We start from the raw sequence: 22,496 nt of genomic DNA on the forward strand, positions 1-22,496 counted from the left end.
AGAATAGTATGATTAAATCAAAATATAATTGGGACGTTAAATTACCTGAAGTTGAAATTACAGAAGATGTTTCAACAGATTTAAAGCTAACTCCTATTGTAAAAAAAATTCTGGAAAATAAAGGGATAACAGAAGAAACTGCAATTCGTGAACTTTTAAACGGTACACAAATTGCGCACGATCCGTGGACAATGAGTGATATGCATAAGGCTGTGGAGCGTATTAATCTAGCTATAGATCAAAACCAAAAAATTTTAGTATATGGTGATTACGATGCTGATGGTGTCACTTCTACAACAATATTAGTTTCTACACTTAAAGCACTTGGAGCGCATGTAGGTTGGTATATTCCAAACCGTTTTTCTGAAGGCTATGGACCTAACGAGATGGCCTTTAAAAACGCTTATGAGGAAGGCATTTCACTAATTATAACAGTAGACAATGGCATTCAAGGCCATGATGAAATCCAAATGATTCAAGAATTAGGTGTAGATGTAATTGTTACAGATCATCATGAGATTGGTCGTACAATGCCTAACGCATATGCAATTGTACATCCAATGCATCCTGGGTTTGATTATCCTTTTAAATATTTGTGCGGTGCTGGCGTGGCGTATAAATTGGCACAGTGTTTATTGACTGAACCACCAACCCATTTTCTTGGTTTAGTAGCTATTGGAACGATTGCAGATTTAGTATCATTAACGAATGAAAATCGTTCACTTGTTCAACGCGGTTTAGACGCGTTAAATCAACACTGTCCATTATCAATAAAAGCGATTTTAAAACAAGCAGGTTGCAATGATGAAATCAATGAAGAAACTGTTGGTTTTGTTATCGGCCCGCGTTTAAACGCAGTAGGTCGTTTAGAAGATGCTGCACTAGCTGTCGAGTTATTAATGACAGAAACTGAAGAAGAAGCGGAATTTTTAGCTGAACAAGTTGAATTTTTTAACCAAGAACGTAAAGATATCGTCTCACAAATTACCGAAGAAGCATTAGTAATGGCAGAGCAACAGGTGCAAGATGGTTCTAAGTTCTTATTGTTAGCACAACCGGACTGGCATGAAGGCGTACTCGGAATTGTAGCTTCAAAAATTGTAGAAACATACAGTCTTCCTACATTAATTTTAAACATTGATCAAGCGCAAAACCATGCGAAGGGCTCAGCTCGTAGTATTGACCAAGTTTCGATGTTTGAAATTTTAAGTGCACATTCAGAGTTAATTTCTAAATTTGGCGGTCATCATATGGCAGCGGGTGTTACGATGCCAATCGAAAATATACAAGATCTACAACATGGTTTAAACGGTTGGATGGCTCAATTAGCAGAAACGACTTCTTTAGAACCGCGGAAAAAAGTGGATGTAAAAATATTAGAAAGTGATATTACAATAAAAAATATTAAAGATATTCATAGGCTCCGTCCATTTGGAACAGATTTTTCCAGCCCTTGTTTTGAATTACAAGATATTATTGTTCAACAAGCAAAAGGTATTGGTCAAGACAAAAATCATTTAAAACTTGTATTAGGGGATAGTCAATTACAGGCTATTTTTTGGCAAAATGGCTATTTAGTTAAAGAACTAGGTGTACAACAGCCGATTAATTTAATAGGTACTTTACAAATTAATGAATGGAATGGATTTCAATCTCCACAATTTATGGTTGCAGATTTAGCGAGTAATAATTTGCAGATATTGGATTATAGAAGTAAACGTAAAGTGAGCGAGTTAAATGCTGATGCTGAAGACGTTGCTTATTTAATTCATAAAAAAAGTGAAAAATTAGGTGAGAATTATTACTATTATGGTGAGGACATTATTAATAAATATGATAAATATGTATTTAGAGATTTACCTACATCAATCACTGAATTAAAAACTACTTTAAAAACAGTTGACGTATCTCAAATTTATCTTGTGCTAAATCATGAACGTTCTATATATTTTGAAGGTATGCCAAAAATGGAGACGTTTAAACAATGTTTTAAAGCACTAGCGTCTAAGAAAGAAACAAATTTAGCTAAGGAAGGTATGCAATTAAGCCAGTTTCTTAATATTCAACCGAGTATGCTTAAATTTATCTTAAAAGTTTTCTTAGATTTAGAGTTTATTAAAGATGAAAATGGTATAATAATGCTAAACAGTGTTTCGACAAAACGTGACATTGCAACAAGTAAATATTATCAAAATCGTCTTGATAGGATAGAAGTTGAAAAGTTATTGCTTTATGAAGATTTTAATCGCTTGAAGCAATGGTTTAAGGCTGAATTGGTAGAATAATAGGAGGAAGTTTGAATGGATTTAAAACAATATGTATCTGAGGTTTCAGACTGGCCGCAACCAGGTGTTAACTTCAAAGATATTACTACTATAATGGACAATGGTGAAGCTTATGGCTATGCTACAGATCAAATTGTGGAGTATGCAAAACAAAGAGATGTAGATGTTGTGGTTGGGCCAGAAGCGAGAGGTTTTATCATTGGCTGTCCTGTAGCGTATTCAATGGGGATTGGATTTGCGCCAGTTAGAAAAGAAGGCAAACTTCCAAGAGAAGTGATTCGTTATGAATATAACTTAGAATATGGTACTAATGTACTAACAATGCATAGAGACGCAATTAAACCGGGACAACGCGTTTTAATAACAGACGATTTATTAGCAACTGGTGGCACAATAGAGGCAGCAATTAAATTAGTTGAACAATTAGGTGGTATTGTTGTAGGTATTGCTTTTATTATAGAATTGAAATATTTAAAAGGTATTGAAAAAATTAAAGATTACGATGTCATGAGTTTAATATCTTACGACGAATAAATCTCATATATAAATGAATAAGTTTAAAAAGCCAAATGAGCGCATTGGATGTGGATTCATTTGGTTTTTTATATACATTGAAATAATCTTAATAAAGTATTATATTAAAATATATTTTATTTGCATTAAAAAATTGAAATTTAGCTACATTTTTCTAATTGTTATCTGTACTCATTTATTTATTTAATAACATGTAGTATTATATAACTATTATACATAATTTGACCTAATAGCGTAAAAATACGTTACAATCGATATAAAAATAATACTGGGTATGTAATAGCGATTAATATTTAGTATAGGGGTGTCTTAAGTGAACAATGAATATCCATACAGTGTGGACGAAGTATTATCCAAAGCAAAATCATATTTATCAAAGGAAGAATATGAATATGTATTGAAAAGTTACCATCTAGCTTATGAGGCACATGAAGGTCAATTTCGAAAAAACGGTTTACCATATATTATGCATCCCATTCAAGTTGCTGGCATATTAACTGAAATGCATTTAGATGGCCCAACCATCGTAGCAGGCTTTTTACATGACGTTATTGAGGACACGCCTTATACGTTTGATGATGTAAAAGGGATGTTTAACGAAGAAATTGCGGTAATCGTAGAAGGCGTTACTAAGCTTAAAAAAGTTAAATATCGCTCTAAGGAAGAACAACAAGCTGAAAATCACCGTAAACTGTTTATAGCTATTGCAAAAGACGTTCGTGTTATCCTTGTTAAATTAGCAGATCGCTTACATAATATGAGAACATTAAAAGCGATGCCACGGGAAAAACAAATAAGAATATCTAAAGAAACGCTAGAAATCTACGCGCCTTTAGCTCACAGATTAGGGATTAATACAATCAAATGGGAGCTAGAAGATACTGCGCTTAGATATATAGATAGCGTGCAATATTTCCGTATCGTTAATCTCATGAAAAAAAAGCGCAGTGAAAGAGAAGATTATATACAAAATGCCATTAATCGGATAGATGATGAGATGGAAAAAATGCAAATAATCGGAGATATAAACGGGCGACCTAAACATATTTATAGTATTTATAGAAAAATGGTTAAACAAAAGAAACAATTCGATCAAATATTTGATTTATTAGCCATTAGAATTATTGTAAATTCGATTAATGATTGCTATGCCGTTTTAGGACTCGTACATACGTTATGGAAACCAATGCCTGGAAGGTTTAAAGATTATATTGCAATGCCGAAACAAAACATGTATCAATCCTTACATACTACTGTTGTTGGCCCTAATGGTGATCCTCTAGAAATTCAGATTAGAACTTTTGAAATGCATGAAATTGCAGAACACGGGGTTGCAGCACATTGGGCGTACAAAGAAGGCAAAAAAGTTACTGAAAAAACACAAAATTTCAATAAAAAATTAAATTGGATTAAAGAATTAGCAGAAACAGATAGTACTACAACAGATGCAGAAGAGTTTATGGAAACTTTAAAATTTGATTTGCAAAGTGATAAAGTATACGCTTTTACTCCAGAAAGTGATGTAATTGAATTACCATATGGCGCTGTCCCAATTGATTTTGCTTATGCTGTACATAGTGAAGTAGGAAATAAGATGATTGGTGCTAAAGTAAATGGAAAAATTGAACCAATTGATTACGTTTTGCAAACAGGCGATATTGTTGAGATTAGAACGAGCAAACATTCCTATGGGCCAAGTCGTGATTGGCTGAAAATTGTTAAATCTTCGAGCGCTAAGAGTAAAATTCGTAGTTTCTTTAAAAAACAAGATCGTTCTTCTAATATTGAAAAAGGTAAATTTATGGTTGAAGCAGAAATAAAAGACCAAGGTTATAGAATGGATGCTGTTTTGACTGATGATAATATTGAAGTGGTCAAAGATAAATATAATTTTTCTAATGAAGACGATTTATTTGCAGCAGTTGGGTTTGGCGGTGTAACAGCACTACAAATCGTTAATAAGTTAACTGAAAAACAGCGTATACAAGATAAACAAAAAGCATTAAATTCTGTTCAAGAAGTTCAAAAGTCAGTTCCGATTAAAAATGATATTACTACAGATAGCGGTGTATATGTTGAAGGCATCGAAAACGTATTAATTAAATTGTCAAAATGTTGTAATCCAATACCTGGCGATGATATTGTTGGTTATATCACTAAAGGGCACGGTATTAAGGTGCATCGCACAGATTGTCCCAATATCAAAAACGAAAAAGAAAGATTGATTAGTGTCGAATGGGTACGTTCGAAAGATGCAACGCAACGTTACCAGGTTGATTTAGAAGTTACTGCTTACGATAGAAATGGGTTACTAAACGAAGTATTACAAGCAGTTAATTCGACAAAAAGCAATTTAGTGAAAGTTTCTGGACGTTCAGATATTGACAAAAATGCAGTCATTAATATCGGCGTAATGGTGAAAAATGTAAATGAAGTTTATCAAGTTGTAGATAAAATTAAACAACTTGGAGATGTTTATACAGTAACAAGAGTTTGGAATTAGAGGTGAAACATACATGAAAGTAGTTGTTCAAAGAGTGAAACAAGCATCTGTTTCAAATGGATCTATCGAAAATAAGATAAACAAGGGTTATTGCTTGTTAGTAGGCGTAGGCAAATCATCAACTGAAGCGGATATCGATGTATTAGCGAAAAAAATCGTGAACGCACGTCTATTTGAAGATGAAGATGGCAAACTTAATCTCAACCTACAGCAAGTACAAGGCGAAGTCCTTTCTATCTCGCAATTTACACTTTATGCTGATGTAAAAAAAGGAAATAGACCAGGCTTTACAAATTCAATGCCTCCCGATAAAGCAAATGAATTTTATGAAAAGCTGAATGACGCGATACGCGCATACGGTATTAATGTATTAACTGGTGAATTTGGAACAGACATGCTTGTTAATATTGCCAACGATGGACCAGTGACGATTATATATGAAAGTCAGGATGGCAAAATCGTATGAAAACAGTCAATACTTGGTTAGAAAAACATAATTTGAAGAATTTGCCGACACTCATTGTTATGGTAGCGTTTGTCATTTTTATTTTTATGATTATTGCTTTTTTAAATCATAATGACGAAGAATCTAGTTCGATTTATGTTACAGAAGATACTGATTTAAGAACAGGCCCTAATGCAGTGTATCCTGCGATAAAATCAGTTGATCAAGGACAAAATTTTAATAAAATTGGGAAATCTGGTAAATGGATTGAAGTAGAATCAAGTAATCATAAAGATAAAGGTTGGGTAGCGGGTTGGCACACTAATCTTGATATTCAAGCAGATGCAGATCCTAACGCTAACCCTTTAAAAGATAAAACAATTGTACTTGACCCTGGTCACGGAGGTAGTGATCAGGGAGCATCAAGTAATACCAAAAAGCATAGTACTGAGAAAGTGTATACTTTGAAAACAGCGAAAGAACTCAAAACACTTTTAGAAAAAGAAGGTGCGACCGTAAATATGACGAGAAGCTCAGATACCTATGTTAGCTTAGATGACCGTAATATTAAAGGCGATGCCTATATCAGTATACACAACGATTCTTTAAAATCTTCTAAAGCCAATGGCACTACAGTATATTGGTTTAAAGATAATCAAAAAGTACTAGCCGAAACATTGAATGCTTACATACAAAAGAAAGCTTTATTAACAAATAAAGGTGCTAGACAAGAAAATTTCCAAGTATTGAGACAGACGGATGTACCAGCTGTTTTATTAGAGTTAGGCTATATCAGTAACCCCACCGATGAAAATATGATAACGAATCAATTGCATCGTCATATTGTAGAACAAGCAGTTGTTGATGGTTTAAGTGCATACTTTTCAGAATAAAAAGGTTGCATATTAATCGATAACTCGTTATTATTAGATATGAATTCTATATTAAAACCGATATCATTCTTGACTATTCTAGATGAAGAGACAGCATTTGCTAATGCGTAGAGACATAATTCGAGGCTGGAAAATTATGCTTAGTAATTTAGAAATTAGAACACAAGAAGAGGTGTTTTATGAAGATAAAGCCGTGTGACGAACGTTATTCGTATAAAGTGGGTTATAGATAGCTATATATATAACCAATTAGGGTGGCAACACGGAGATTCGTCCCTTGTATGACTGTTAAGGTCATACAAGGGTTTTTTTATTGTATAAAAGGAGAGATTTTATGATAAATATTCCTAGAGGAACACAAGATATTTTACCAGAAGAAACAAAAAAATGGCGATATATAGAAGCACGATTAGACCAATTAATGGAATTATATAATTATGAAGAAATTCGTACACCAATTTTTGAAAGTACAGAATTATTTGCACGGGGTGTCGGTGATTCCACTGATGTCGTTCAAAAAGAAATGTATACTTTTAAAGATAAAGGCGATCGCAGTATTACATTACGTCCAGAAGGGACTGCTGCTGTTGTACGTTCTTACATTGAAAATAAAATGCAAGGCTTACCTAATCAACCAGTAAAGTTATATTATAACGGGCCGATGTTCCGTTATGAACGAAAACAAAAAGGGCGCTATCGCCAATTTACCCAATTTGGTGTTGAAGCCATAGGCGCAGAGCATCCTAGTATTGATGCTGAAATATTAGCAATGGTCATGCACATTTATCAATCCTTTGGACTTAAACATTTGAAATTGGTTATCAATAGTATTGGTGATATTGATTCTCGTAAAGAATATAACAATGCTTTGGTAAAACATTTTGAACCGGTAATAGAAGATTTTTGTAAAGATTGCCAAGCACGCTTACACACTAATCCAATGAGAATTTTAGATTGTAAAGTTGATAAAGATAAAGAAGCTGTTAAAACAGCGCCACGTATAACAGAATACTTAAATGAAGATTCAAAAGCGTATTTTGCAGAAGTGAAACAACATTTAGACGATTTAGGTATTAAATATGAAGAAGACCCTAACTTAGTAAGAGGATTAGATTATTATACACACACAGCGTTTGAGCTCATGATTGATAACCCTAATTATGATGGCGCTATTACTACATTATGTGGTGGCGGCCGATATAACGGATTATTAGAATTACTTGATGGTCCTAGTCAAACTGGTATTGGTTTTGCGTTAAGTATTGAAAGACTCTTACTTGCTTTAGAAGAAGAAGGCATTGATTTGGATATGGGACATGAGTTTGATTTGTTTATCGTCACAATGGGAGAAGAAGCTGATCGATACGCAGTGAAAATTTTAAATGATTTACGCAGGGATGGTGTCAAAGCCGATAAAGATTATATGGAGCGTAAAGTTAAAGGTCAAATGAAACAGGCTGATAGATTAAATGCTAAATACACGGTAGTTATCGGAGATCAAGAATTAGAAGATAACAAAATAAATGTTAAAGATATGCAATCTGGTGAATCAGACCTGATTGAGTTAAGTAAACTTGTTAATTATTTTAAAAACTAAGGAGAAGATAGCATGAGTAAACGAACAACTTATTGTGGTTTAGTTACTGAATCACTATTAGAACAAGAAGTTATATTGAAAGGTTGGGTACACAACCGTAGAGATTTAGGTGGCCTTATCTTCGTAGACCTTCGTGACCGCGAAGGTTATGTACAAATCGTATTTAACCCAGATTTTTCAAAAGAAGCTTTACAAACAGCTGAAACGATCAGATCTGAATATGTGGTAGAAGTTAAAGGTATTGTGAAAAAACGTGATCCACAAACAGTTAATCCAAAGATTGCAACAGGACAAGTAGAAGTCCAAATTTCTGATATACAAATTATAAATAAAGCTGAAACGCCTCCGTTCGCATTAAATGAAGAAAATCAAAATGTAGATGAAAATATTAGATTAAAATACAGATATCTCGATTTAAGACGTCAAGAATTAGCACAAACTTTTAAAATGAGGCACCAAACAACACGTGCCATTAGACAATATTTAGATGCTGAAGGCTTTTATGATATTGAAACGCCAGTGTTGACAAAATCAACGCCAGAAGGCGCACGTGACTATTTAGTGCCCTCACGCGTACATGAAGGTGAATTTTATGCTTTGCCACAATCACCACAAATATTTAAACAATTGTTAATGATTAGTGGTTTTGATAAGTATTACCAAATTGTAAAATGTTTCCGTGATGAAGACTTACGTGCTGACCGTCAACCAGAATTCACCCAAGTTGATATTGAAATGAGTTTCGTTGACCAAGAAGATGTGATGGGTACAGGCGAAGAAATGTTACAAAAAGTAGTCAAAGATGTTAAAAATGTTGAAGTACCACGTCCATTCCCAAGAATGACTTATAATGAAGCAATGGATCGTTTTGGTTCAGATAAACCAGATACACGCTTTGGTATGGAATTAATAAATGTTTCAGAACTTGGTGAAATGATGGATTTCAAAGTCTTCAAAGATGCAGTGAATAATAATGGCCAAGTAAAAGCAATTGTGGCAGAAGGTGCTTCTGACAATTATACTAGAAAAGATATCGACGCGTTAACTGAATTTGTCAATATTTACGGTGCTAAGGGGTTAGCATGGGTTAAAGTGGTTGATGAAGGTTTAAATGGCCCTATAGCTAAATTCTTTGAACCAGAACATGTTGATAAACTAAAATCATTAACTGGTGCAAATTCAGGAGATTTAGTATTATTTGTAGCAGATAAACCAAGTGTTGTTGCTCAAAGTTTAGGCGCTTTAAGATTGAAATTAGCTAAAGAATTAGATTTGATTGATGAAAGTAAATTAAACTTCTTATGGGTAACAGACTGGCCTTTACTTGAATATGATGAAGACTTGAAACGTTATACAGCAGCACATCATCCATTTACTGCTCCCAAACAAGAAGATATTGAAAAATTAGATAATGAACCTGAAAATGCTCAAGCGAATGCATACGACATTGTGCTAAATGGTTATGAATTAGGTGGAGGATCTATTAGAATCCATAACGCTGATTTACAATCAAAAATGTTTGAAGTATTAGGGTTTACTGAAGAACAAGCTAGAGAGCAGTTTGGTTTCTTATTAGATGCATTTAAATATGGTGCGCCACCACATGGCGGTATTGCATTAGGATTAGACCGTTTAGTGATGTTGTTGACAGGTCGCACAAATTTACGTGATACAATCGCGTTCCCTAAAACAGCTTCTGCGACGTGTTTATTAACAAACGCGCCTAGTGAAGTCTCTGAAAGTCAATTAGAAGAATTATCATTAAGAATTAGACATTAATTTTTATGGACCAAGTTTTAATTCTTGCTAAATCCAAATATTATGTTATGATACTTGCATAAGGTAGTCATCTGTAGTGTTCGTAAGTTTGCTTCATATTTGGGCCTAACACTCTTTGATCCGGGAGCCCAATAGGTTTTCTTGCAGCGCACACGCCTCTTAAGGAGGACTTGCAAAACAAGAAACAGGGCACCCACCTGTTAATAGCAGGCCGAATGATCAAGCAATTTATAACTACGGCACTCACGGACTCTATCGGTACGCAAGACTTCGGTCTTGCGTATTTTTTTATAATAAAGTTGATAAGCCGCTGTAAATCCATACATGTTAATGTTTGGTTTATAAAGTGCTTTTAAAATATAAAAAGTATAGTGTTATAATATAATAATAATAGTATTTGTTTAATAAGGAGTTTAGAGATGAAACATCAATTTTCGAGAAATGAATTGGCCTATGGTCAAGAAGGATTAGATTTATTAAAGCAGAAAACAGTTGTTGTTTTAGGCGTTGGTGGTGTCGGTTCTTTCGCAGCTGAAGCATTAGCACGTACGAATATAGGACATATTATTTTAATCGACAAAGACGATGTGGATATCACAAACGTGAATCGTCAATTACATGCGCTCACATCTACGATTGGTCAAAGTAAAGTGACATTAATGGAAGAACGTATCAAGTTAATTAATCCAGACTGTAAAGTCACTTCGCTACATATGTTTTACACGGAAGAAACATACGAGGCTTTATTTAACAACTATAATATTGATTATTTTATAGACGCGAGTGACACACTTATTTACAAGGTTCATTTAATGAAAGAATGCCTTGATAGAGGTATTTCAGTTATCTCAAGTATGGGTGCAGCAAATAAAACAGACCCAACACGTTTTCAAATTGCAGATATATCCAAAACTTATATGGATCCTATGGCCAAATTGATACGTCGTAAATTGAAAAAATTAGGTGTTTATAAAGGCGTCCCTGTAGTGTTTTCAGATGAAAGCCCAATTGTCATTAGAGAAGATGTTAAAGAAACAGTAGGAGATGCCAACGCGCCAACAAGGAAAGCCCAAATGCCTCCGTCATCCAATGCATTTGTTCCTAGTGCGGTAGGATTAATTTGTGCAAGTTATGTAATTAATGACATTTTAAAAGACATACCAGTTACACGTATCAAAGATAAAAAATAAAAAAGACCTTAAAGCTTTTCACTTTATTGTGTAAGCTTTAAGGACTTTTTTTGATGAAATAATGATGTGGCATTAGGATTATTTGTTTTTCTGTTGTGCTTTATTAATATTTTCAAATATAGTTTTAAATTGTTGTTCCGTTTTAGAAGTCATTTTTGGTGTATAATAAATTTTGTTTTTTAGCTTATCGGGTAAATATTGTTGAGATATGAATCCATTCTCATAATTATGAGGATATTTATAACCTATAGCTCTTCCGAGTTCTTTGGCACCTGAATAATGACCATCTTTTAAATAATCAGGAATTTGTCCTACATGTCCTTTACGAATGTCTGATAATGCTGCATCAATGGCAGTAATACCTGAATTAGACTTAGGTGATAAACATAATTCAATAACAGCTTGACTTAATGGGATCCTTGCTTCAGGAAAACCAAGTCGTTCGGCAGATTCAATTGCTGCTAAAGTACGTTGGCCAGCACCTGGCGAAGCCAATCCGACGTCTTCATAACTGATAACCAACAATCTCCTAACAATTGTAGGTAAGTCACCAGCTTCAATTAATCGAGCTAAATAGTGTAAAGCTGCATTAACGTCACTACCTCTAATTGATTTTTGAAATGCACTCATTACGTCATAATGCATATCCCCATCTTTATCACTGACGAATGCGCCCTTTTGTAAACAATCTTTAGCATCTTCTAAAGTAATATGTCTTTGGTTATCTGTTACTTCAGAACTGAGCACAGCTAATTCTAAAGCGTTTAGAGCACTTCTCACGTCGCCTTGACTTTGAGTTGTAAAATAATTCATCGCATCTTTATCAATTATTGGATTAAATGAAGCTAAACCTCGTTCCTCGTCATTTAACGCTCTTTCTAAAGATAATTTAACATCGTCTTCATTTAATGGATATAACTCAAAAATTTGAGCTCTTGAACGAATTGCTGGGTTGATAGCATGATAGGGATTAGAAGTAGTAGCACCAATTAATACAATTTTGCCATTCTCAAGATGGGGCAGTAAGAAATCTTGTTTCGCTTTATCTAACCGATGAATTTCATCTAGCAATAAAATGACTTGCCCGGACATTTTAGCTTCTTCAACAATCAGTTGCATATCTTTTTTAGTATTTGTAACAGCATTTAGTTGGCGAAATTTAAATTGAGTACTTCCTGAAATCGCTTTGGCAATACTTGTCTTGCCGATCCCAGGAGGACCGTAAAAAATCATAGAGGATAATCTTTTAGTTTCTACCATTCGTCGAATAATGCCTTTAGTACCAACTAAATGATCTTGTGAAATAATTTCATCAATCGTATTTGGTCTCATTCTTGAAGCGAGTGGTTCGTTCGTCACAATCTTTCACACCTTTCTAATATTATCTTAACGTAAAAAATGATAGAATGTTAATATATAGTATTCGAATTAAGTGAGGTTATATAATGAAAATATCAACAAAAGGAAGATATGGATTAACATTAATGATATCTTTAGCTAAAAAGCAAGGCCAAGGATGCGTTTCATTAAAATCTATAGCAGAAGAAAATAACTTAAGTGATCTTTATCTAGAGCAACTTGTCGGTCCATTAAGAAATGCTGGTTTAATTCGAAGTGTTCGTGGTGCAAAAGGCGGTTATCAATTAAGAGTGTCAGCTGAAGAAATTACTGCTGGCGATATTATTCGTTTATTAGAAGGACCTATTACATTTGTAGAAAGCATTGATTCTGAACCTCCTGCACAGAAACAACTTTGGATTAGAATGAGAGATGCAGTAAGAGAAGTTTTAGATAATACAACGCTACAATATTTAGCAGATTACAATGATACAAATAATTTAGATGGTTATATGTTCTATATTTAAATTATTTTAAAAATCATCTTTATTAAAGTATTTCCTATGATTTTATTGTGAAATTTTAAATAATTTTGCTTTAAATGTTTATGCTTTCAGTAATGTGGTATTTAATATATACATTGCTAAGGAGGTATTATTTATGGCAGACGAAAATAAATTTGAACAAGCAAAAGGAAATGTGAAAGAAACAGTTGGTAATGTTACCGATGATAAAAATTTAGAAAAAGAAGGCAAAGAAGATAAAACTTCTGGTAAAGCTAAAGAAGCAGTAGAAAATGCAAAAGAAAAAGCAAATGATGTTATTGATAAATTCAAAAAATAATAATCATTAACTAATACTAAATAAGGTGGTTTTACTATGGCTGGAGATTTTTTAAATAAAGCAAAGGAAACTGCAAAAAATGTTTCTGATAAATTAAAAGATACTGATAACGAAAAAGCAAAACAAGCATCTGAACAAATCGATAAATTCACTGGTGGCAGTGAAGACGATAAAAAAAATGATAAAAAAGACGACAAAAAAGATAAAAAATAATTTTTATCTTTATCGTTGTTTAAACTTATTCATCTAAATATAAAATGAGCCTGGGANNTCCCAGGCTCATTTTATATTTGAAATAATAGATAACTACAAAGTAAATGTATTTATATCAAGTTTTTACGCATGTATTTCAGCACTTGCGTTTTGCTATTCGTTCTTACTAATCAACCACGCTTGTATTTAAGTTCAATTAAAAGTGGATACCACATTTTTTAATTTGTTATAAGAGTCTAGCTGTGCTTTTTGATCATAGATATAGCTGATTGCCATCAGTTCATCAATATCGCCATATTCATCAATAAAAGCTTGTAATTTACTTTTCACAGTTTCTTCTGATCCAATAAGTGAGCTTTGCATGCGTTGTTTTGCTATTTCGTATTCTGTAGGTGTTAGCAGACCTCTCAAGTCATCTGTAGGAGGTTGTACTGGCTGCATTCTTCCTCGAGTAATACTTACCATCACTTGAGCCTGAGTAGTTGCAAGGTATTCAGCTTGAGCATCTGTATCAGCAACAATAGCATTTAAACATACAATGACATATGGTTCACTTAAAAACGCTGATGGTTCGAATAGCTCTTTATAAATAGCTATTGCTTCCTTCATTTGTTGTGGTGCAAAATGTCCTGCGAATACATATGGTAAACCTTTACGAGCAGCTAAATGAGCAGAATCAGTAGAAGAACCTAATATATATAGGGGCACATTTTTTCCAACTGCTGGATAAGCGCGGACGTAAGCTTGTTGATTAGCTGGGCCAAAATAAGTTGCAAGTTGTTCCACTTCTTCAGGAAATTCATATACACCGTTATGCTGATCTCTACGAAGTGCACTTGCCGTCATCATATCCGTCCCAGGTGCTCTACCTAACCCAAGGTCAACTCTATTTGGAAAAACAGTTTCCATAGTACCAAATTGCTCTGCAACAACAAGCGGTGCATGATTAGGTAACATGATGCCACCAGAACCTACTCTGATTTTTGATGTATGCTCTAATGCGTGTTGTATTAATAACGCAGTCGCGGAACTAACAAGATTTGGCGCGTTATGATGTTCTGCAATCCAATAACGTTCATATTCTAATTCTTCTAAGTTTTGTGCTAATTTGACCATGTCATGAATCGCATCTTGGTCCGTTTGACCTTCTCTTACAGGAACCAGGTTAAGTGCAGATAATTTTATATTGCTCATTATACAGTTTCCTCCTTATGATTATTAATATATTGAAGTATAACAGTTGAATTAAAACTTGCGTAAGAAGTTGCTCACTGGTATACTATATGAAATTAAAAAGTTAGGTGGTCTTATTAAGACAATGGATAAATCTCATAAGGAACAACCAAAACAATTTATTAAATCAGAGAAAATATATGGGATATGAGTATGTCTTAATATGTAAATTAAAATATTAACACCTCACATGTATGGTGTTTCATTTATTATGGCGTGTCATATCTCCTAAGAAAGAGGGAAATGATATGTCTTTTTATTTTGCCCAAAAACCTTTTGAAATGTTTGGAAAAACACTGATTCAGTCAGTGGATTTACAATTTGAAAAGGGTGAACATATTGCTGTGATTGGTAATAATGGCGTTGGGAAAACGACTTTATTAAAAGCATTAAATAATAAGTATAAAGAAGATACTTATTTGATGGACCAAAACATGACTACCTTTGGAAACATGACGGGGATAGACTATGTAATAAGCTTAAACACAGAATTGTTTCATTTAAAACAAGCGTTAATGGATAACTATGAAAAAGTTTCAGATTATATCGCTTTAAATGGCTATGAATTTGAACAAACCATTATAACTAAAGCGAAGCAAATGGCTCTAACGGAAGCAGATCTTGACAAACCAATTAAAGTATTAAGCGGCGGCCAACAAACTAGGCTTGCTTTATTGAGAGCATTTATTTCAAACAAACCATTGATATTGCTGGACGAACCAACCAATCATTTAGACCAAGAAATGATAGACCAATTGATTAACCATATACAACAATCAAAACGCACAATCATATATGTGTCGCATCATAGAGGATTTATAGATCAGACCGCGAGTCATGTTATAGAAATAACACCCGAAAGTACAAGAAAATTTAATGGCAATTATAAGCAATACAAAGAGATAAAAGATTTAGAAAGTCAAACAGAACAACGTATATATAATAAACAACAAAAAGAAATACAAGACCTCGAACGTACGATCAAACGCGTACAAACATGGCATCATTCTGCTCAGCAAAAAGCAAGTGTACGTAATCCGATTGAACAGAAAAAGTTGAGCAAATTAGCGCAAAGGGCAAAGGTGAAGGAAAAACAATTAAACCAAAAATTACAAGAAAAACATATTCAAGAACCGAGTAAAGAAACAAAGTCATATTACTTTAGTCATCAGACTAGCCTTCCTAAACGTTTCTTAATTCGTTTTGAAGATGTTAGCGTTAATATTGATGGACAAGCTATATATAAACACGCTCATTTTGAAATGAAACAAAATGAAAATATATTACTTACTGGTCCAAATGGAAGTGGTAAATCGCTTTTCATCGCTTTGATTAGACAGCATTTATCACCAGACGAAGGTATTATAGAGATTACGCCATCGTTAAAGATAGGTTACTTTGATCAGACAAATAACAATCTAAATGAAGCAGAATCTCCATTATCAATGTTGTTAGTAAGAACTAACATAACGCGTAGCCAAGCGCAGACATTACTTGCTTCATTTAATTTTGATAAGGATCAAATCAAAAAACCAATTCGCTATTTGTCTATGGGGGAAAAAAGTCGTTTACAATTTGTATTATTATATTTTTCAGGTGCTAATTTATTAGTATTGGATGAGCCTACGAACTATTTTGATATTGTAACTCAAGATTTAATTTTAAGTATGATTCAAAGTTTTACCGGTCAAGTATTGATTGTTACACATGATTCATATTTACAATCTCAATTTAAAGCTGTACATTGGGAAATAAAAAATCAACAACTTTATAATGTATCCTTAACTCATACGCGTGAATCAAACTTAGATGAAACCCTTAAGTTACTAGGTGAATATAAATTTATAGATGAAAATGGTCATTTTGAAACAGACAACTAGAAAATTTAGTGAGTTGGTGCTATCATTGGAACATTGATAAAATTGTAAGGAGTGTCAAACATGGAAGTATATGCAGACTATGCTGCCACAACGCCAGTTAAGCAACAAGTTATAGATAAGATGATGAATATATATTCAACACATTATGGCAACCCATCTTCTATACATAGTATAGGAAGAGATGCACGTAAATATTTAGATGAATCTCGTCATATTGTAGCCAAGGAACTTAATGCAAAATCTAGCGAAGTGATATTCACAAGTGGTGCAACAGAATCAAATAACACAGCGATTAAAGGCATTGTTTATGCTCATCAGCATAAAGGGAAGCATATTATTACAAGCAAAATAGAGCATCATTCAGTACTCCATGTTTTTGAACAATTAGAGAAAGAAGGCTTTGATGTAACTTATCTTGATGTTGACGAAGAAGGTTTAGTGTCATTGAAACAGTTGCAAAATGCATTGACTGATGAAACCATACTTGTTTCAATTATGTTTGTAAACAATGAAATTGGTACAGTGCAGCCCATGTATGATATTGAAGAAGTCATTAACAATTCTAACGCATTATTCCACGTAGATGCTGTACAAGCAATAGGCCATTTAGAAGTGAATTTTCATGAATTTAATATAGACGCAATGAGTATTACAGCGCATAAATTTGGTGGCCCTAAGGGTGTTGGTGCGTTATTGTTAAAAGAAGGTACAGCGCTTAAGTTTTCTCAATTAGGTGGAGAACAAGAAACGAAAAGAAGGGCAGGTACAGAAAATGTACCCCAAATTGTCGGTTTAGCTGAAGCATTAAAGCTAGCAAATCAATATAGAGATGATAACAATGTACATTTAATGAATTTGAAAAATCAATTTCTTGTTTCATTACAAGAGCGTTCAATTCCATTTGAATTAAACGGATCAATGACAGATACGACTGGCCATATTGTCAATCTGTATTTTCCATTTATAGACGTTGAAACCATGTTAACATTGTTAGATTTATCCAATGTATATGTGTCTTCAGGATCTGCATGCACTGCTGGTTCTACAACACCTTCACATGTATTAGCGGTAATGTATAGTAACGAAGACAGAGCTCAGCATTCAGTAAGATTTAGTTTTAATGAAGCAATGACCGAACAAGAAATAAAATATATAGCTACAGAAATTCATAAAATTTATCATAAATTCAAGGAGGAAGTTTAGTTGTCAAATAAAGATACACGTGTTGTTGTCGGGATGTCAGGTGGCGTAGATAGTTCTGTAACAGCACATTTATTAAAAGAACAAGGTTACGATGTCATAGGTATTTTCATGAAGAACTGGGATGACACAGATGAAAATGGTGTTTGTACAGCAACTGAAGATTATAATGATGTCATTGCTGTTTGTAATCAAATTGGCATTCCATATTATGCAGTTAATTTTGAAAAAGAATATTGGGATAAAGTCTTTACTTATTTCTTAGATGAATATACAAAAGGACGTACGCCTAACCCTGATGTAATGTGTAATAAAGAAATTAAATTCAAAGCATTTTTAGAACATGCGCTTAAGCTAGGTGCAGATTACGTCGCAACAGGACATTATGCACGTGTACGTCGTCGTGAAGATGGTCATGTCGAAATGCTACGTGGCGTCGATAATAATAAAGACCAAACGTATTTCCTAAACCAATTGTCGCAATCTCAATTATCACGTGTGATGTTCCCGCTTGGAGATATTGATAAAAAAGAAGTTCGTAAAATTGCTGAAGAACAAGCTTTAGCAACAGCTAAGAAAAAAGATTCAACTGGTATTTGTTTTATTGGAGAACGTAATTTCAAAACGTTTTTATCTCAGTACTTACCTGCACAATCAGGTGAAATGCGTACACTAAATGGTGAAAAAATTGGTACCCATGCAGGTCTAATGTACTATACAATAGGTCAACGCCATGGTCTAGGAATTGGCGGAGATGGCGATCCTTGGTTTGTTGTAGGTAAAAATTTAAACGATAATGTATTATATGTTGAACAAGGATTCCATCACGAAGCACTTTATAGTGATTATTTGATTGCATCAGATGTTTCATTTGTAAATCCTGTTGACTTAGAAAATGGATTTGAATGTACAGCAAAATTTAGATACCGTCAAAAAGATACAAAAGTATTTGTTCAAAGAGAAAATGAAAATGCAATTCGTGTTACCTTTGACGAACCAGTTCGTGCCATTACCCCCGGTCAATCTGTTGTATTATATGATGGGGACGTTTGTTTAGGCGGCGCAACGATAGATGATGTATATAAAATATCAGGCCAACTAAGCTACGTTGTTTGATCATACGATAGATACGTTTGTAATCACGTTAACTAATAATATAAAAACCTAAGATAAGGGTTTTGTTAAGGAGTAAGCATACAAAATCAAATTTAAATTTTTTGATTTGTATCTTGCTCCTTTTTGTTGTTTATTATTCTAAAATGATACACAAATGTTATAATAAGATGCTAAGAGAGCGAGGGAATAAAATGAACCAAGAACAGATTTATAACTTGATTAAACAGGGCAATTTTGAAAAAGCATTGTCATCTTTATTTGAAAATATTGAAGCAAATCCAAAAGAGGTTGAAAATTACATCAATGCAGGTATTTTGATAGCTGAAGCGGGTGAAATAGAAAAAGCAGAGAAATTTTTCCAAAGAGCTTTAACACTTGATCCAAATAATGGTGCAATTTATTATAATTTAGCGAATGTGTATTATAATGAAGGGCGTTATAAAGAAGCCATCAAATTATACCAACAAGCGTTAAAATATCAGGTGGATATCATCGATACGAACTACATGATTGGTATGTCATTTAATCAATTAGAAGCATTTAATGAAGCATTACCATTTTTAATGACTGCTGCGGAAAAGGACAATCGACAAGATGTAGAAGTTCAATTTCAGTATGGGCTTGTTTTGTGTCATTTAGAGATGTTTGAACAAGCTATTAAGCAATTAAAGTATGTTTTAACTATAGAAAGCGACCATACAGACGCTTTATATAATTTAGGTTTAGCAACTTATATGCAAACAGAAGATACTGAGACAGCTATTCAATATTTTGAACATGCAGTTTCTATAAATCCAGAGCATTTGATGAGTCAACACGCTATCAAAACATTTAAATCTATCGCAGAGGAGGAGTAATTCAATGGATAACCCTACACTATTTAACAACTCAATGATTAAAGGTACTGTAGATGCTATCTTATTCCAGAACAAAGACAATTTTTATACTGTTTTAAAGGTAGATACGATTGAATCTAATGAAACATTTGATTCAATGCCTACAGTTGTAGGGTTCTTTCCAGAAATTGCTGAAGGCGACGTCTACACCTTTAAAGGGCAAGTTGTTTCACATCCTAAGTACGGAAAACAATTAAAGGCAGAGACCTTCGAAAAAGAATTACCGCAAACCAAAGAAGCAATCGTTAGCTATTTATCGAGTGATTTATTCAAGGGTATAGGTAAAAAAACAGCACAAAATATTGTGAATGCACTTGGAGAAAACACAATTTCAGATATTTTAAATGATCCATCTGTATTAGAAAAAGTACCAAGTTTACCTAAGAAAAAGCAAAAACAAATTGCTGAACAAATTGCCAGTAATCAAGAAACAGAACAAATTATTATTCGTTTACATGACTTAGGATTTGGTCCTAAACTTGCTATGGCCATTTATCAAGTTTATCTTGGAGATACGTTGAATGTTGTAGAAAATAAACCATATCAATTAGTATATGATGTCAAAGGTATTGGCTTTAATAAAGCTGATACGTTAGCGCGTAATGTGGGTATTCAATTTAATGATAATGAACGTTTGAAAGCTGGATTATTATATGTGTTAGAAGAAGAATGTATTAAACAAGGACATACTTATTTGCCGACTCAGAATGTATTAGAAATGACACACGATATGCTATCACAGCCACCAAGTGAAATGATTGATCGGCAACAATTAGAAGATATGGTGCAATATCTTGTTGAAGAATCGAAATTAGTTAAACAAGAAAATGAACTTGCTGTGCCAAGTTTATATTATTCAGAGTTGAAAAGTGTACAAAACTTATACCGTAATTACACATATACCAACAAATTAAAAGAAATTGAACAATCGGAATTATTGCTTGAAATTGGCGAAATTGAACAACGTAATGAGGTAACTTATGCAAATTCACAAAGAGAGGCGTTACAAACTGCAATCAATTCCAAAGTCATGCTTTTAACAGGGGGCCCTGGTACAGGGAAAACGACTGTTATTAAAGGTATTGTTGAATTATATGCAGAAATTCATGGTTTATCTCTCGATTATGATGACTATCAAAATGATGATTACCCAGTTGTATTAGCAGCACCAACTGGAAGAGCTTCAAAACGCTTGGCTGAGTCCACAGGATTAGAAGCAATGACTATACATCGTTTGATTGGATGGAACCAAGATACACAACCAGAAGATATATTAGATAATGAAATTTCGGCAAAGCTGATTATCATTGATGAAATGTCTATGGTAGATACATGGTTATTCCATCAATTTTTGAGCGCTGTCCCGATTGACGCTCAAGTTATATTAGTAGGCGATGAAGATCAATTGCCTTCAGTTGGTCCAGGGCAAGTGTTTAAAGACTTGATTGATTCTAAAGTGATACCAAGAGTCAATTTAACCGAAGTGTATAGACAACAAGATGGCTCGAGTATTATAGAACTCGCACATAGAATGAAATTAGGTGAGTCTATAGACATTACACAACGATTCCATGATCGTAACTTTATAAACTGTTCAACAGAACAAATTCCAACAGTAGTTGAAAAAGTCGTCTCAAGTGCTGTCAACAAAGGTTATGACATGAGTGATATACAAGTATTAGCTCCCATGTATAAAGGCTCTGCAGGTATTAAAAAATTAAATGCTGTATTACAAACTATTTTAAATCCTAAAGATAAAGACACACGAGAGATTGAATTTGGAGAAGTTGTTTTCAGAAAAGGAGACAAAGTATTACAACTGGTAAATAGACCGAGCGATAATATATTTAATGGTGATATAGGTGTCATTGTTGGCATATTTTGGGCAAAAGAAAACGCGTTAAATAAAGACGTTTTGGTTGTTGATTTCGATGGTAATGAGATTACATTCGTTAGAAAAGATTTATTAGAGTTGACACATGCATACTGTACATCTATTCATAAATCACAAGGTTCTGAATTTCCAATTGTAATCATGCCAATGGTTAAACAATATTATAGAATGTTACAAAAACCCATATTATATACAGGGTTAACAAGAGCAAAGCAATCGCTTGTCTTTTTGGGAGACCCAAAAGCTTTTGAAATAGGTTTGAACACACATGGCCAAGTAAGAATGACACAGTTATGTACATTTTTAAAAACGTATTTTAATAACGAAGATACTGATGAAGCGGTAGACGTTGGTGATACGTTTGATTCAACCATTGTTTTAACAGAAGAAAATATTTATAATATTAACCCGATGATTAATATGGGAGATATTTCTCCCTATGATTTTGTTGAACATTGACAACAGAGGTGAAAGTAAATACAATATAGTTGATTGTGCATAAAGATGAGTAAACTATTCTAGACATATAGAGATACACTGGTTGGTGAAAAGTGTAGATAGTATAGTTGAATGCTACTTTATGTTAATAGAAAATATACTGATTGAGTGATAAGTGATGTGAGTAATGATTTTAAAAATAGTATGCTTTTTGAGTGC

The 22,496-nt window shown here is 33.5% G+C and carries 18 protein-coding genes and 1 other RNA gene; 17 read left to right on the forward strand and 2 right to left on the reverse strand.

Translation table 11 applies throughout. The features are described 5' to 3' along the window. The first annotated feature begins 8 nt into the window (after positions 1-8). From recJ to KA894_RS01360, 9 genes are all read left to right on the forward strand, one after another. A complete protein-coding gene (gene recJ, locus KA894_RS01320; protein WP_119488040.1) occupies positions 9-2,285 on the forward strand; it encodes a single-stranded-DNA-specific exonuclease RecJ in 2,277 nt (758 codons plus the stop codon). 15 nt (positions 2,286-2,300) lie between these two features. After that, positions 2,301-2,819, forward strand: coding sequence for an adenine phosphoribosyltransferase (locus KA894_RS01325; protein WP_103373278.1), 519 nt, complete (start codon positions 2,301-2,303; stop codon positions 2,817-2,819). 313 nt (positions 2,820-3,132) lie between these two features. Next, positions 3,133-5,322, forward strand: coding sequence for a RelA/SpoT family protein (locus KA894_RS01330; protein WP_103373277.1), 2,190 nt, complete (start codon positions 3,133-3,135; stop codon positions 5,320-5,322). A 13-nt stretch (positions 5,323-5,335) separates the two neighbouring features. Next, a complete protein-coding gene (gene dtd / locus KA894_RS01335) occupies positions 5,336-5,788 on the forward strand; it encodes a D-aminoacyl-tRNA deacylase (protein WP_096809326.1) in 453 nt (150 codons plus the stop codon). Next, the gene (locus tag KA894_RS01340; protein ID WP_096823791.1) at positions 5,785-6,660 is read left to right on the forward strand and encodes an N-acetylmuramoyl-L-alanine amidase family protein; all 876 of its coding nucleotides are present in this window, start codon (positions 5,785-5,787) and stop codon (positions 6,658-6,660) included. The genes dtd and KA894_RS01340 overlap by 4 nt, the downstream gene beginning before the upstream one ends. 334 nt (positions 6,661-6,994) lie before the next feature. After that, entirely contained in the window at positions 6,995-8,257 is a 1,263-nt protein-coding gene (hisS, locus tag KA894_RS01345) for a histidine--tRNA ligase (RefSeq protein WP_096809330.1), read from the forward strand. A gap of 12 nt (positions 8,258-8,269) precedes the next feature. Further along, positions 8,270-10,036, forward strand: a complete 1,767-nt coding sequence (aspS, locus tag KA894_RS01350) for an aspartate--tRNA ligase (protein WP_096809332.1) — start codon at positions 8,270-8,272, stop codon at positions 10,034-10,036. Positions 10,037-10,101: 65 nt separating this feature from the next. Next, a non-coding RNA gene (ssrS, locus tag KA894_RS01355) (6S RNA) lies at positions 10,102-10,292 on the forward strand. Between the two features lie 163 nt (positions 10,293-10,455). Further along, entirely contained in the window at positions 10,456-11,226 is a 771-nt protein-coding gene (locus KA894_RS01360; RefSeq protein ID WP_096809333.1) for a tRNA threonylcarbamoyladenosine dehydratase, read from the forward strand. Positions 11,227-11,304: 78 nt separating this feature from the next. Here KA894_RS01360 and KA894_RS01365 read toward each other — a convergent pair whose 3' ends face one another. Next, positions 11,305-12,585 carry a replication-associated recombination protein A gene (locus tag KA894_RS01365; RefSeq protein WP_170006942.1) on the reverse strand — a complete coding sequence of 427 codons (1,281 nt, stop codon included), beginning with the start codon at positions 12,583-12,585 and terminating at the stop codon, positions 11,305-11,307. An 86-nt stretch (positions 12,586-12,671) separates the two neighbouring features. Between KA894_RS01365 and cymR the strand changes: the two genes are divergently transcribed. From cymR to KA894_RS01380, 3 genes are all read left to right on the forward strand, one after another. Next, a complete protein-coding gene (cymR, locus tag KA894_RS01370; RefSeq protein ID WP_096809336.1) occupies positions 12,672-13,091 on the forward strand; it encodes a cysteine metabolism transcriptional regulator CymR in 420 nt (139 codons plus the stop codon). Positions 13,092-13,224: 133 nt separating this feature from the next. Continuing rightward, positions 13,225-13,407 (forward strand): CsbD family protein, encoded by a 183-nt coding sequence (locus KA894_RS01375; RefSeq protein WP_096809338.1) that lies wholly within the window; start codon positions 13,225-13,227, stop codon positions 13,405-13,407. Between the two features lie 36 nt (positions 13,408-13,443). Next, positions 13,444-13,620 carry a hypothetical protein gene (locus KA894_RS01380; RefSeq protein ID WP_170006813.1) on the forward strand — a complete coding sequence of 59 codons (177 nt, stop codon included), beginning with the start codon at positions 13,444-13,446 and terminating at the stop codon, positions 13,618-13,620. Between the two features lie 192 nt (positions 13,621-13,812). Here the strand turns inward: KA894_RS01380 and KA894_RS01385 are convergent, their stop codons facing one another. Next, complete coding sequence (locus KA894_RS01385; protein ID WP_096809340.1) at positions 13,813-14,814, reverse strand: LLM class flavin-dependent oxidoreductase; 1,002 nt, start codon at positions 14,812-14,814, stop codon at positions 13,813-13,815. 287 nt (positions 14,815-15,101) lie between these two features. Between KA894_RS01385 and sal(E) the strand changes: the two genes are divergently transcribed. The 5 genes from sal(E) to recD2 all read left to right on the forward strand — a co-directional run bounded on the left by sal(E) (position 15,102) and on the right by recD2 (position 22,298). After that, on the forward strand, positions 15,102-16,733 hold the full coding sequence (gene sal(E) / locus KA894_RS01390; RefSeq protein ID WP_115342126.1) for an ABC-F type ribosomal protection protein Sal(E): 1,632 nt from the start codon (positions 15,102-15,104) through the stop codon (positions 16,731-16,733). Between the two features lie 60 nt (positions 16,734-16,793). Beyond that, positions 16,794-17,936 carry a cysteine desulfurase family protein gene (locus KA894_RS01395; protein ID WP_115342127.1) on the forward strand — a complete coding sequence of 381 codons (1,143 nt, stop codon included), beginning with the start codon at positions 16,794-16,796 and terminating at the stop codon, positions 17,934-17,936. Next, positions 17,937-19,049, forward strand: a complete 1,113-nt coding sequence (mnmA, locus tag KA894_RS01400; protein WP_103372671.1) for a tRNA 2-thiouridine(34) synthase MnmA — start codon at positions 17,937-17,939, stop codon at positions 19,047-19,049. It begins immediately after the preceding gene. Positions 19,050-19,240: 191 nt separating this feature from the next. Continuing rightward, positions 19,241-19,906 (forward strand): tetratricopeptide repeat protein, encoded by a 666-nt coding sequence (locus KA894_RS01405; protein WP_103372672.1) that lies wholly within the window; start codon positions 19,241-19,243, stop codon positions 19,904-19,906. A 4-nt stretch (positions 19,907-19,910) separates the two neighbouring features. After that, on the forward strand, positions 19,911-22,298 hold the full coding sequence (gene recD2 / locus KA894_RS01410; protein ID WP_096809350.1) for an SF1B family DNA helicase RecD2: 2,388 nt from the start codon (positions 19,911-19,913) through the stop codon (positions 22,296-22,298). Positions 22,299-22,496: the final 198 nt, after the last annotated feature.

The organism is Staphylococcus sp. GDY8P131P (genome assembly GCF_017891975.1).
Classification (GTDB): domain Bacteria; phylum Bacillota; class Bacilli; order Staphylococcales; family Staphylococcaceae; genus Staphylococcus; species Staphylococcus nepalensis.